Below are 12,719 nucleotides of genomic sequence, written 5' to 3'. Positions count from 1 at the left end.
AACGCGTTGTCAAGGCGCCACGGGTGACGGAAACGATTGCAACTGTCACAGGATGACGCAACGCAACAAACGGTGCGGCGCGCCGGGAATGTCATGTTTCCCACCGCGCGCCGTGATTCAGTACCAAGCCTTCCGAGAAAGTATTCGCTTACTTTTTTAGGCGGCATTAAAACGCCGGCAGAATCGCGCCCTTGAACTGCGTGTCAAGGAACTTGCGGACTTCCTCGGACTGGTAGGCGTGCACCAGCGCCTTCACCCACGGCTGGTTCTTGTCTTTCTCGCGCACGGCGATCAGGTTGGCGTACGGGCCCTGGCGGTCTTCCAGCGCGATCGCATCCTTGGTGGGCGTCAGACCGTTCTTGACCGCGTAGTCGGTGTTGATGGAAGCGACGTCCAGATCCTCCAGCGAGCGCGGCAGTTGGGCCGAATCCAGCTCGATCAGCTTGATCTTCTTCGGGTTCTCGACCACGTCACGCAGGGTGGCGTTGGTGCCATTCGTGCCCACACCCGCCTTAAGCTTGATCACGCCCGCCTTCTGCAGCAGCAGCAAGGCGCGGTTGCCGTTGGACGGGTCGTTCTGAATGCCGACCTTGGCGCCTTCCTTGAGCTGGGCAAACGATTTGATCTTCTTCGAGTAGAAACCCATCGGCGCCACGTAGGTCAGGCCCACGTTGACGATCTTGTAGCCGCGCGCCTTGATCTGGCTGTCGAGGAAGGGTTGGTGCTGGAAGCCGTTGGCGTCCAGGTCGCCGGAGTCGAGCGCGGGGTTGGGCTGGGCGTAATCGTTGAACTCGATGATCTTGATGTCCAGGCCGTCCTTCTTGGCGACCTTCTGCACGACTTCCCAGATTTGCGCATCGGGGCCGCTCATGGTGCCGAGCTTGATCTGCTTGTTGTCGGCGTGGGCGCCGGAGGCAATGGCAAACGCAACGGCCGGCAGGGCCACGCGCGCAAGGCGGGAGAACAGAGACATGGAGAAACCTCGTGGATCTTGTCGTGAATGAAATCCGCCCGCGGGTAGCGGGCGGTGTGACGTGATCCTGTCATACGGGCGAGCGCGACTGAACGACATTTTCGGCATGTCCATATGCCCCATGGCGGTGCAGGGTCAAGCGTTGGCCTCATCCGCCTCCACGGGCGGTGGCTCGGCGGCGGGCAGGGCGACCACGAAGCACGCGCCGCCGTCAGCCGGCGTCTCGACCCAGATGCGGCCGTTGTGCGCGCTGACGATGGCCTCGCACACGGCCAGGCCCAAGCCGACGCCGGTCGTCGCCGATTCCTTCTCGCCGCGAGTGAACTTCTCGAAGATGATGCGCTGGGAGCCGACCGGCACACCGGGGCCGTGGTCGCGCAGGCGCACGCGCAACTCCTGGCCGCGCTTCTCGTCTTGCACGATCGCCGCCGAGACGCGCACCTCGGTACCCTCAGGGGCGAACTTGCCGGCGTTCTCCAGCAGGTTGGACAGCACGCGCTCCATGAGCGGCCCGTCGCAGCGCACCAGCGGCAGTTCGGCCAGGTCGTCCACCACCACGCGATGATGGGGCAGCGGAATCGCCTGCAACGCCGCGCCAATCAGCTCTTCGAGCGACTGCCACTCCAGCCGCAGCTTGATCTCGCGGTTTTGCAGGCGCGCCATGTCGAGCAGGTTGGTGACCATCGCGCGCATGCGCCGCGCCTGCTCGCCGATGGCGGCGGCGGCTTCGGCCTGCAAAGGTGACAGGGGCGGCTGCGTGCGCGTGAGCGTCTCGGCCATCCCCACCAGCCCAGTGAGCGGCGTGCGCAAATCATGCGACACGGCCGACAGCAGCGAATTGCGCAGCCGTTCAGACTCGATGCGCACCAGCGCGTCCTGCGCGATCTCGACGTAGTGCACGCGCTCGATGGCAATGGCAATGAGGGTGGCGCAGGCGTCGATCTGGCGGCGGTTGTCAGGCTGGGCCAGCACCTGGAAGGTCTCGGGCTCCACCGCCAGCACACCGCGAATCGCCATCGGCGCCTTCAGCGGCAGGTACAGCACCGAGCCCGAGGGCAGCGTGTGCGTACCGGTGCCGGCGGGCTGGCCGTGTTGATACGTCCAGTCGGCCAGCACGCGATCGAGGTTGGGCATGCCCGAGGGGGCATCCGCCGCGCCATCGGGCTTGGCGATCTGCGGCGCGCCCAGGCGCCCGTCCGCCCCAACGAAGAAGAACGCGCAGCGCCCGCCGAACGTTGCGTTGACGAAGCGCCCGCCGATGCTGACGATCTGGTCCAGCGTGAGCGCAGCGGACAACTCGCGTGCGGCCTCATACAGCGCACGCGCAGCAGCCTCTCGCTGCACGGCCGCCTCGGCCTGCTCGCGCAGTCCCGCCGTGAGCTGGCCGACCAGCATGCCCACCGCCAGCATCACCGCGAAAGTCAGCAGGTACTGCACGTCGCTCACGGCAAACGAGTAGCGCGGTGGCACGAAGAAAAAATCGAACAGCGCCACCGACAGCACCGAGGCCAACGCTGCCGGCCCGCGCCCGTGGCGCATCGCCACCGCCACCACGGCAGCCAGGAACAACATGACGATGTTGGCGAGATCGAACACCGGTCGCACGAGGCTCGACAGCGCGGTCGCAATGCCCACATATACGCACGCAGCCAGGTAGCCCGGCGTCAGCCAACCGATCTCCGCATCGGCGGCGCGTTCGACCTCGGTGCGCACGTCGGCACGGCCGATCTCGGCGGCGCGCGGCGTGAGCTGCGTGCGCGCGGGGTCAGCCGCGGCGCGGATCACATCCACCTCGGGGCAATGCCGCGCCAGGGATTCGGCAAAATCGCCGCTCGGCAGGCGGCGCTCCAGCCCGATCGTCAGCCGCAGCGCCACGACGATGGCGCGCGCCGAACGCCAGCGCTTCTCCGGCGGCCGCCCGATGACGGCCTTGGTGATGTTGTGGCGGCGGATGTAACCGGTGATCGCCTCAACGGCGTTCGTGCCGGCCAGCGTCTCCACCTTGGCACCGGCGTCTTCGGCCAGCTTGAGCAACGCGTGCAGGCGCTCGGCGCGCGCATCGGCGGCGCGCAGATGGGGCATCACCACCGCCACGGCGTGCCAATCGCATTCCAGTTGCGCGGCCAGGCGCGCAGCGCTGCGGATGACCTGCTCGCCGTCGCCCTGCGGGTCCAGGCACGCGACGATGCTCTCGCGTGTGCGCCAGACGTTTTCGATGCGGCGCGCGCGCCGGTAGGCCTGCACGTCGTCGTCCACGCGGTCGGCGGTGCGGCGCAGGGCAAGTTCGCGCAGGGCAATGAGGTTGCCCTTGCGGAAGAAGTTGCGCGCGGCATGCTGCGCCTGCTCGGGCATGTAGACCTTGCCCTCAGCCAGGCGGCGCAGCAGTTCATCGGCGGGCAGGTCGACGAGGATGACTTCGGTGGCGGCATCGAACACCGCATCGGGCACGGTCTCCCACACGCGGACGCCGGTGATGCTGCCCACCGCCTCGTTCAGGCTGTCGAGGTGCTGGACGTTGACGGTGGTCCAGACGTCGATACCGGCGGCCAGGAGGTCTTCAATGTCCTGCCAGCGCTTGGGGTGGCGCGAGCCGGCCACGTTGGAGTGCGCAAGTTCGTCGACGAGGATGAGCGCGGGCTTACGCGCGAGCGCGGCGTCGAGGTTGAACTCGGGAAGGCTGCGGCCCTTGTATTCGATCTGGCGGGTGGGAAGGTGTTCGAGAGCGGCGACCAGCGCGGCCGTTTCGGCGCGGCCGTGGGTTTCGACCAGGCCGATGACGACGTCAATGCCTTGGGCGCGGGCGGCCTTCGCTGCGGAGAGCATGGCGTAGGTCTTCCCCACACCTGCGGATGCGCCGAAATAGATGCGCAGTTTGCCGCGGGAGGCGTGCTCCTGGTCGGATTGGAGTTCGGCCAGGAGTTGGTCTGGGTTGGGGCGCTGGGTTGCCTGCATGCGCTGTATTTTGGTGGGTTTTTGGCCCTTGTGGTCCATCCCCTGTTTCATCCCCTGCCGGGGCTGACTCACTTTCTTTGTCTTGCCAAAGAAAGTAAGCAAAGAAAGGCGCGCCCGAGATGGCGACTTCCCCTTGGATTTTTGTCGCGGGGAGGGAAGGGAGGCAAACTCGCTGCGCTCAAACAAGCCTCCCTTCTTTTTCCTCCCCGCAACACAAATCCAAGGCGCCATCTAGGGCAGTGAAAGACAAACCGTCTTTTGCCAGCGCACGACTTCGTCACGCGCATTAACCGTTCGTCGCGCCCCATCCCGGCCGCTCGCTTCCGCACGCCATCGGTTTGGCCTTTGACGTTCCTGCCCTTGATGGCGCCTTGAATTTTCGTAAGCGGGCGGAAAAAAGAAGGAGGCTGTTTGAGCGCAGCGAGTTTGCCTCCTTCTCCGCCCGGTTATGAAAATTCAAGGAGGGTGTCGCCATCTCGGGCGCGCCTTTCTTTTGCTTACTTTCTTTGGCAAGACAAAGAAAAGTGAGTCGGGCCCGGCAGGGCACGAAAGGGGGATGGACCACCAACAAAAAGCCCGGTGGTCCACCCGCCTCACTTCAAATCATCCAACGCCAGATTCAGCTCCAGCACATTAACCGTCGCCTCCCCAAACACCCCCAGCATCGGCCCCTTGGTGTTCTCGGCAACCACCTTCCGAACCATCTCCACCGGCAGGTGCCGAGCACGCGCAACACGCTCAACCTGATACGCCGCAGCAGCAGGGCTGATCTGCGGGTCCAGGCCACTGCCGGAAGCGGTCACGAGGCCGGCCGGAATCGGCGCGGTATTGGTCGGATCAGCCTCCTTGAGCGCTGCAATGCGCGCCTTGGCGGCATCGGTCAGCGCCGGATTGCTTGGGCCCAGGTTGGAGCCACCCGATGCTTGCGCGTTATACGGATTAGGCGAGGTGGCCGAGATACGCCCCCAGAAATACTGCGGCGACTCAAAGTTCTGCCCGATCAACGACGAGCCGACCGCCTTGCCGTTGCGCTCAATGATCGAGCCCCCGGCCTGCGCCGGAAACACTGTCTTGCCGATGCCCGTCACCACCACCGGATACAGCACGCCGGTAATGAGCGACAGCCCGACGAAGACCACCAGCACCGCGCGCAGCAGACCGCCTTGTTGCGGCACTTCGGCTTGCGTGGGTTGTGTCGTGGTTGCCATGTTGTTCTCCTTGCTCGTCTTACACCCAGCCCATTGCGGCCAGGAACATGTCGATGACCTTGATGCCCGGGAACGGCAGCAGCAGGCCGCCCAGACCGTAGATCAACAGGTTGCGACGCAGCAGCGTGGCCGCGCCGAGCGGGCGGTACTTCACGCCCTTGAGCGCCAGCGGAATCAGGAACACGATGATCAGCGCGTTGAAGATCACCGCGCTCATCACGGCCGATGCCGGCGTGGCCAGGTGCATCACGTTGAGCGCCGCAAGCTGCGGATACGTGGTCGCAAACGCCGCCGGGATAATGGCGAAGTACTTGGCCACGTCATTGGCGATCGAGAACGTGGTGAGCGAGCCGCGCGTCATCAGCATCTGCTTGCCGATCTCGACGATCTGGATCAGCTTGGTCGGGCTGGAATCCAGGTCGACCATGTTGCCGGCCTCCTTGGCGGCCTGCGTGCCGCTGTTCATGGCGACGGCCACGTCGGCCTGCGCCAGCGCCGGGGCGTCGTTGGTGCCGTCACCGGTCATGGCGACGAGGCGGCCTTGCGCCTGTTGCTCGCGGATGAGCGCGAGCTTGGTCTCCGGCGTGGCCTCGGCGATGAAGTCGTCGACGCCGGCCTCGGCGGCGATGGAAGCCGCGGTCAGGCGGTTGTCGCCGGTGATCATCACCGTCTTGATGCCCATGTGGCGCAGCTCGGCAAAGCGCTCGCGGATGCCGGCCTTGACGATGTCCTTCAGTTCCACCACGCCCAGCACGCGTTCGTTGTCGGACACCACCAGCGGCGTGCCGCCCTTGCGTGCCACGTCATCCACAGCAGCGGAAACAGCGTCCGGGAATTTGCCAGCCAGCACCGTCACGTGCGTGCGGATGGCATCGGCTGCGCCCTTGCGGATCTGGCGATCCTGACCGTCGAGCAAGGTGTGGGAACCGAGGTTGATACCGCTCATGCGCGTCTGCGCAGAGAAGGCGACGTACACCGGCTGCGTCTTGGCGAGCGCGGCTTCATCAATGGAAGCCTCGCCCAGTTGGCGCGCCAGCGTCACGATGCTGCGGCCTTCCGGCGTCTCATCGGCCAGCGACGACAGCCACGCGGCTTCGGCCAGCGCCTTGGGCGTCACGCCCGGCGCGGGAATGAAGCGCGAAGCCTGACGGTTGCCGTGCGTGATGGTGCCGGTCTTGTCGAGCAGCAGCACATCCACGTCACCGGCAGCTTCCACGGCGCGGCCGGAAGTGGCGATCACGTTGGCCTGCATCATGCGGCTCATGCCCGCCACGCCAATCGCCGACAGCAGCCCGCCGATGGTGGTTGGGATCAGGCACACCAGCAGCGCCACCAGCACGGTAATGGTGATGGGGCTGCCGGCCTTCATGGCTTCGACCGAGAACAGCGAGTACGGCAGCAGCGTGACGGTTGCCAGCATCAGGATGATGGTCAGGCTCACCAGCAGAATGGTCAGCGCCAGCTCGTTGGGGGTCTTCTGGCGCTTGGCGCCTTCCACCATCGAGATCATGCGATCAAGGAAGCTCTCGCCCGGGTTGGCGGTGATACGCACGATGATCCAGTCCGACAGCACGCGCGTGCCGCCCGTGACCGACGAGAAGTCGCCGCCCGACTCGCGGATGACCGGAGCCGATTCACCCGTGATGGCGCTTTCATCCACCGAGGCCACGCCTTCGATCACCTCGCCGTCGCCGGGGACCATGTCGCCGGCTTCGATGAGAACGATGTCGCCACGGCGCAGCGCAGTGGCGGCGCGCGCTTCCACGCGGTCACGACGGCGCGCGTCGGCCAGCACCTTGGCCTGCACAGTGGTCTTGATGCCGCGCAGCGATGCCGCCTGCTGCTTGCTGCGGCCCTCGGCCAGCGCCTCGGCAAAGTTCGCAAACAGCACCGTGAACCACAGCCACACCGACACAGCGAGGATGAAGCCGGCAGGCGCTTCAGCCTGGCCGCGCAGGGCCATGATCCACAGAATGGTGGTGAGGATGCTGCCGATATAGACGACAAACATCACCGGGTTCTTGGCCTGCGCGGCGGGCGTGAGCTTGCGGAAGCTATCGACAATGGCAGGCTTGACCAGCGCCGCCGAGAACATCGACAGCTTGCGCACCTCCTTGGCGGACAGCGCCGTATGCGTGGTATGCGTGCTGCGCGCCTGCGGCTCGGCAGCGGGACTGACGGCACCGGCGCTGGGCTCAAGCTTGTGCTTGACCGTACGCACAGCAGGTTCGGATTCGGGATAACGGATAGCCATAAGGCACCTGTTGATATTGGGTAGACGACTCGCCGTGCGCTTAGCGTGCGAGATGCTCGGCAATGGGGCCGAGTGCGAGAGCCGGGATGTAGGTGAGCGCACCCACCAGCAGCACCGAGCCGATCAACAGCACGACAAACAGCGGGCCGTGCGTGGGCAGCGTGCCGACGGTCACCGGCAGGCGCTTCTTGTTGGCGAAGGTTCCGGCCATGGCCAGCACCGGCACGATGATCCAGAAGCGACCCAGCCACATGCAGATGCCCAGCGCCACGTTGTAGAACGGCGTGTTGGCCGACAGGCCCGCAAACGCGCTGCCGTTGTTATTGGAGGCCGACGAGAAGGCGTACAGCACTTCCGAGAAGCCGTGCGTGCCCGGGTTGAAGATGCCCGCCTTGCCCTGCGCCATCACCACAGCCACGGCGGTACCGACCAGCACCAGCAGCGGCGTGACGAGAATGGCGATGGAGGTCATCTTCATCTCGAACACCTCGATCTTTTTGCCGAGGTATTCCGGCGTGCGGCCGATCATCAGGCCCGCAATGAACACGGCCAGGATGGCGTACACCAGCATGCCGTACAGGCCCGAGCCCACACCGCCAAACACCACTTCGCCCAGTTGCATCAGGAACATCGGCACGAAGCCGCCCAGTGCGGTGAGCGAGTCATGCATGGCATTGACCGCACCGCACGATGCTGCCGTGGTGACGGTGGCAAACAGCGACGAGGCCACGATGCCGAAGCGCGTTTCCTTGCCCTCCATGTTGCCCACAGCCTGATCGATGCCGAGGTTGGCGAGCATGGGGTTGGCATGCAGCTCCGCCCACATCAAGAACGTGGCCAGCACCGCAAACAGGATCGCCATGGCGGCCAACACCGCCCAGCCCTGGCGGCGGTCGCCCACCATCACCCCGAACGTGAAGCACAGCGCGGCCGGAATGATGAAGATGGCCAGCATCTGCACAAAGTTGGTCAGCGCGTTCGGGTTCTCGTACGGGTGCGCCGAGTTGGCGTTGAAGAAGCCGCCACCGTTGGTGCCCAGCATCTTGATCGCCTCTTGCGACGCAACCGGGCCCATCGGCAGGGTCTGCGTCTGCGTGGTGGCCTTTTCCGTCACGGGGTTGCCCTGGGCATCCTTGAGCGGGTTGCCCTGGGCATCCATCTTCGGGTTGTCATACGTGGTGGCCGTGACGGTGGTCACCTCCTTGTAGCCATCGAAGTTCTGGATCACGCCCTGGCTTACGAAAAACACCGACACCAGAATCGACAGCGGCAGCAGCACGTACACCGTGGCGCGCGTGAAGTCGACCCAGAAGTTGCCGATGGTGTTGGCCGAGTGGCGCGCAAAACCGCGGATGAGCGCAATCACCACGGCAATGCCGGTGGCGGCAGACAAGAAATTCTGCACGGCCAGCCCGAGCATCTGTGTGAGATAGCTCATCGTGCTTTCGCCCGAATAGCCCTGCCAGTTGGTGTTGGCGACAAAGCTGATGGCCGTGTTGAACGAAGAATCGGGCGACACCGCACCAAAGCCCTGCGGGTTGAGCGGCAGCCACTGCTGCAGACGTTGCAGCGCGTAGACCGCCAGCGCGCCCAGCAGGTTGACGACGATGACCGCCAGCGCATAGTGCTTCCAGCCCATCTCGGCCTGCGTGTTGACGCCGGCAATGCGATAGAACAGGCGCTCGATGGGCCCGAGCCAGTGTGCGCGTGAAGGCTTGTCGCCAAACACGCCGGCCATGTAGGACCCCAGCGGTTTGGCCAGGACCAGCAGCACGACCAGATAGATCGCCAGCTGGAGGAGGAACGCATTCATGGTGTGCCTCGAATCAAATTGAAAACGCGATCAAAGCGAAGCGCAGCGGTTCTGGTGGTTTGGCGGCGCCGCAGACAGTACAAGTGGTACGGCAAGGCGACGCCGGACCGCCAGAATCGCTTTGCTCGCGTTTTAGAAACGTTCCGGCCACAGCAGGGCCACGAACAAGTACACGAGCAAGGCCACGGTGATGGCCCCGGACAGGACATAGAGCCAGGTCATTGCTTTTTCTCCATGGCGTGCGTGGTCGGCTGGTCGCGCGTGGCGAGCCGGGCGGAGAGAGCAAGCAGCCCGCCCACTGCCAAGGCCAGCAGCGCGAGGCCGGCGAGATAAACGAAGTCCATGTGCGCTCCCCTTTCTGTTTCAGGTTCGGGTGGTAATGATCAGAACGTCTTGGTCACGGCCAGCAGCGCCGTGGCCTTGCCCATATAGCTGCCGCGCGTATTGGTATAGGCCAGACGCGATGCATTCGTGTCGATGTAGGACAAGGAAGCCGTCCAGCCGCTGCCGAAGTCCTTGGTCACGCCCACTTTCCAGTCGGCATAGGACGTGCGCACCGCTTGATGCGGCACTTGCTGGTAACCCACGTGCAGGTTCAGCGTCAGGCCCCAGAAACCGGTGTCGAAGTTGCCCGAGAGGTCGAAGTACTGGCTGTGATGGCTGTCGGCAAAGCCGAACAGGTTGGAAAACGCGTGCGAGTACTTGAACGTGACCGGGCCATAGCCGATCTGTGCATAGCCCTCGGTGGTATGCGGGCGGGTGTAGTCATCGGGGTAGCTGCCGGGATACCAGTACTGCAGCACGCCCACATCAATGGGCACGTCCTTCATCAGCTCGGTCTTGTAGCCGCCGTAGAAATCCATCTCGATGGGGGCGGAGACGTTGGGGTTGGAATCCCCCAGCCAACTGATCGACGAGTTCCAGTTGCCGACGTAGAAACCGGCCGGCAATGCGTAATCGAAGCCGCCCTGGATCGCGGGCTTGTTGTTGGTTTGCATGATGCCGCGATAGCGGTACTGGCTGGCCAGCGTGACGTTGGCCGTCAGCGGACTGGCGGGCGCAGCGGCGGGCGCGGCATCGGTGGATTGCGCATAAGCGGCCGCGCTGGAGAGTGCTGCGGCACAGATCGCTGCGGAAACGACAACGCCACCGACGATGGTGGCGCGCAAAGAAACCTGCTTGGCTTGCATGACCTTTCCCTTGTTTTTTGTAGATGCCGCCCGACCCGGCGCACATGCGCCCGACTGGGGCCGGATGCGGCGTGCACGCGGGCTCCCGTCAGTGGGCCTGCGTGCACTGCAACATTAAGGAAAGGGGGGTAAAAACGGGGTAAAGGTTGGGGGGAGGAGTGTAAACGCCGTGTAAACGGTGGCTCCGGCAAGAGGCTGCCGGCCGACGAGTGGTCGCTTGATTCGCAGGCTCAGTGGCCAAGACCGCTCTTGGCGATCTGCTGTTCCACGAATTGGGCGAACAGGCTGTGCATGCGCGTTGTCGGATGCAGGTTGTCGGCAAACATGTACGTCTGATCGGCGTTGGCCGTCACGTAGGTCGCCGGCGAACATAGCAAGGCCGTCGCACGAGGCGTTTTCGCGGGGTCGCAGGCGACACTGGTGTTTGACACGACAAAGCCGTTGGCCTGAAAGCTCGCGACGATCTGGTTCACCCAGGTATAGGAATCGACCTGGATGACCTTGCCCTGCACGCCGTTGGCCTGCAGGGCAGCGTTCAGGCTGTCATTGAATATTTGCGACAACTGGGTCAGGTTGGCCCCGCCATCGCCCGAGGTCACGCCTTTGGGCGATAGCCCAACGTTCGGGACATTGACCACCACAACATGCGTGGCGCCGTTCTGGATGATCTGCGCAACGATTTGCGCGAGGGTGGTGGCAGCCGTCTGCACGATCGGCGCCGCGGCTGGCAACGCCCCGGCGCGAAGCACGTCATTCGAGCCCGCCCAGACCAGCACCAGTTGATTGGCGTTGAAGCTCCCGTTGGTGGCCAGATAGCTGGAGACCTGCTCATTGACGGGCATCTCGACGTTGCCGATCACGTCGGTCAGAAAGTCGTACAGGTTGGCGGGCGTTGCCACCGTGGCACCGCCTTCCGCGTAGCCGAGTCCGCCTTGCGCAGTCAATGCATGCGTGAAGTCGATCGTAAACGCCGCCCTTAGCGCGTCGCCGTAGTATTGCGCGACGTCTTGCGTCCACACTTGCCCAGGGTTGGTCGTGAAACGCCCGCCGCCCACCGCGCTCGCGATCGGCGCGTACGTCCCGACGTCCGACAGGCTATCGCCAAACGAAACGACCTGCAGATGAATACCGCCGGCCGGGGCAGCCGCGCTACTACCGTTATCCGAGCCGCCGCCGCATGCCGTCAGCAGCGCAACCATCGCGGCAAGCATGACTGCACAAACCTTGTGATTGATTCCTTGCATGGCGCCTCCCTTGCCGGTCGGCTGGGTCGTTGCGTTCACGTGGCAAGTGGATCGCCAGCCTGCCGATCGCTGTTGCGATGGACACTTTCGTTCAGCATAGAAGATGCCCGGAACGCCAATGCAAGCGAACATGTTGACTAGGCGTATGTCCAAGAGGGCCAAGTGCAATCGCGAGGAATCCAACCACCATGCTCAACCGCTATTTCGCAGTGATCCCAATGACGTTTGTCTTGATGGCGCCGACCGCGCAGACAGCGTTTGCAGAAACATCCGCCGAGGCGCTCTACCAGCAGTGCGACGCGAAGACCACAACCGCAGAGCAACGGGATTGCTATCCCGCCGCCGTCAAGCAATCGGAGATCGAGTTGACCCATGCGGAGGCGAAAGCGCGTGCGGAGTTGGTTGAGTTGGAAAAGCTCAGCGAGGGAAGCCGGTCGATGCATCCCGTCCAGGCTTTCGACAAGGCGGCGCGTGCGTATCGGGCGTTCCGCGATGCCGAGAGCAAGCGGGTGATGACGTCCTACGGCTCCGGCAACGGGGGCGGGCTGGCCGCGTACCAGACAGTCATCGGAATGAATCTGGCACGGGCAAAACAGTTGAGTGGCGAGTCACCGACATGACCGCTTTGGTACGTGGCAGGGTGGCTTGATCTGCGGATGGTTCCGCCGCTGTCTCCGGGGCTATCGGCATGGGACCTGCGCACAGCACGTCGCACGCAGCCAGTGCGCAGGCTCCCGTCCAATCGGCTTACCTATTCGCTGTTCCCGGCAGACGAACGTTAGCCAGGGCATAACCAAGATATGCCCCGCAAAACGCGAACAAGGCGAACAGCACGAGGTCCACGCTTGTCAAACCGAACATCCCAAAGCCCCATCCGCTCACAGCCCCTAACCAATGGGCCTGCACGTACATCGAAACCAGGCTCAGCGCGAACAGGCAGATCAGAAGAAGAATCGCTCGATTTAGAAAGCGCCTGAACACGTCTTTTCGCTTTCGGTAGCGCATCCTGGAACCGTCATCATTCGCGCGCACCCTCTGCACCATGAAATACAAAAAGCATCCTGGGGCCTGTCAGTAATTTCGTG

Annotated in this window: 10 protein-coding genes; 1 reads left to right on the top strand and 9 read right to left on the bottom strand. The window is 64.0% G+C overall.

Annotation, left to right across the window (positions count from 1 at the left end; all coding sequences use genetic code 11):
* Positions 1 to 166: 166 nt before the first annotated feature.
* From B4F51_RS14555 to B4F51_RS14515, 9 genes are all read right to left on the bottom strand, one after another.
* Positions 167 to 973, bottom strand: a complete 807-nt coding sequence (locus B4F51_RS14555; protein ID WP_296226635.1) for a MetQ/NlpA family ABC transporter substrate-binding protein — start codon at positions 971 to 973, stop codon at positions 167 to 169.
* 135 nt (positions 974 to 1,108) lie between these two features.
* Positions 1,109 to 3,925, bottom strand: coding sequence for a sensor histidine kinase (locus B4F51_RS14550; RefSeq protein WP_296226634.1), 2,817 nt, complete (start codon positions 3,923 to 3,925; stop codon positions 1,109 to 1,111).
* 593 nt (positions 3,926 to 4,518) lie between these two features.
* The gene (gene kdpC / locus B4F51_RS14545) at positions 4,519 to 5,133 is read right to left on the bottom strand and encodes a potassium-transporting ATPase subunit KdpC (protein WP_296226633.1); all 615 of its coding nucleotides are present in this window, start codon (positions 5,131 to 5,133) and stop codon (positions 4,519 to 4,521) included.
* Positions 5,134 to 5,152: 19 nt separating this feature from the next.
* Complete coding sequence (gene kdpB, locus B4F51_RS14540) at positions 5,153 to 7,387, bottom strand: potassium-transporting ATPase subunit KdpB (protein ID WP_296226631.1); 2,235 nt, start codon at positions 7,385 to 7,387, stop codon at positions 5,153 to 5,155.
* A 40-nt stretch (positions 7,388 to 7,427) separates the two neighbouring features.
* Complete coding sequence (kdpA, locus tag B4F51_RS14535) at positions 7,428 to 9,200, bottom strand: potassium-transporting ATPase subunit KdpA (RefSeq protein WP_296226630.1); 1,773 nt, start codon at positions 9,198 to 9,200, stop codon at positions 7,428 to 7,430.
* A 132-nt stretch (positions 9,201 to 9,332) separates the two neighbouring features.
* A complete protein-coding gene (gene kdpF, locus B4F51_RS14530; RefSeq protein WP_037026363.1) occupies positions 9,333 to 9,422 on the bottom strand; it encodes a K(+)-transporting ATPase subunit F in 90 nt (29 codons plus the stop codon).
* Entirely contained in the window at positions 9,419 to 9,544 is a 126-nt protein-coding gene (locus tag B4F51_RS14525; protein WP_296226628.1) for a hypothetical protein, read from the bottom strand. Before B4F51_RS14525 ends, kdpF begins: the two co-directional genes overlap by 4 nt.
* A 39-nt stretch (positions 9,545 to 9,583) precedes the next feature.
* Positions 9,584 to 10,390 (bottom strand): TorF family putative porin, encoded by an 807-nt coding sequence (locus B4F51_RS14520; RefSeq protein WP_296226626.1) that lies wholly within the window; start codon positions 10,388 to 10,390, stop codon positions 9,584 to 9,586.
* A 230-nt stretch (positions 10,391 to 10,620) separates the two neighbouring features.
* The gene (locus tag B4F51_RS14515) at positions 10,621 to 11,634 is read right to left on the bottom strand and encodes an SGNH/GDSL hydrolase family protein (protein WP_296226624.1); all 1,014 of its coding nucleotides are present in this window, start codon (positions 11,632 to 11,634) and stop codon (positions 10,621 to 10,623) included.
* Between the two features lie 188 nt (positions 11,635 to 11,822).
* On the opposite strand from B4F51_RS14515, the gene B4F51_RS14510 reads away from it, so the two are divergent.
* The gene (locus B4F51_RS14510) at positions 11,823 to 12,254 is read left to right on the top strand and encodes a lysozyme inhibitor LprI family protein (protein WP_296226622.1); all 432 of its coding nucleotides are present in this window, start codon (positions 11,823 to 11,825) and stop codon (positions 12,252 to 12,254) included.
* The last annotated feature ends 465 nt before the right edge of the window (positions 12,255 to 12,719 follow it).

The sequence above is a fragment of the Ralstonia sp. UBA689 genome (assembly GCF_002298975.1).
In the GTDB taxonomy this organism is placed as follows: Bacteria; Pseudomonadota; Gammaproteobacteria; order Burkholderiales; family Burkholderiaceae; genus Ralstonia.
Note: the sequence above shows the minus strand (reverse complement) of the source record. Positions and strands in the feature narration are given on the sequence as shown.

Excerpts from the sequence above, each read along its gene's own strand:
- B4F51_RS14555 (WP_296226635.1), bottom strand. The coding sequence starts at position 973 with ATGTCTCTGTTCTCCCGCCTTGCGCGCGTGGCCCTGCCGGCCGTTGCG.
- B4F51_RS14550 (WP_296226634.1), bottom strand. The coding sequence starts at position 3,925 with ATGCAGGCAACCCAGCGCCCCAACCCAGACCAACTCCTGGCCGAACTC.
- kdpC (WP_296226633.1), bottom strand. The coding sequence starts at position 5,133 with ATGGCAACCACGACACAACCCACGCAAGCCGAAGTGCCGCAACAAGGC.
- kdpB (WP_296226631.1), bottom strand. The coding sequence starts at position 7,387 with ATGGCTATCCGTTATCCCGAATCCGAACCTGCTGTGCGTACGGTCAAG.
- kdpA (WP_296226630.1), bottom strand. The coding sequence starts at position 9,200 with ATGAATGCGTTCCTCCTCCAGCTGGCGATCTATCTGGTCGTGCTGCTG.
- kdpF (WP_037026363.1), bottom strand. The coding sequence starts at position 9,422 with ATGACCTGGCTCTATGTCCTGTCCGGGGCCATCACCGTGGCCTTGCTC.
- B4F51_RS14525 (WP_296226628.1), bottom strand. The coding sequence starts at position 9,544 with ATGGACTTCGTTTATCTCGCCGGCCTCGCGCTGCTGGCCTTGGCAGTG.
- B4F51_RS14520 (WP_296226626.1), bottom strand. The coding sequence starts at position 10,390 with ATGCAAGCCAAGCAGGTTTCTTTGCGCGCCACCATCGTCGGTGGCGTT.
- B4F51_RS14515 (WP_296226624.1), bottom strand. The coding sequence starts at position 11,634 with ATGCAAGGAATCAATCACAAGGTTTGTGCAGTCATGCTTGCCGCGATG.
- B4F51_RS14510 (WP_296226622.1), top strand. The coding sequence starts at position 11,823 with ATGCTCAACCGCTATTTCGCAGTGATCCCAATGACGTTTGTCTTGATG.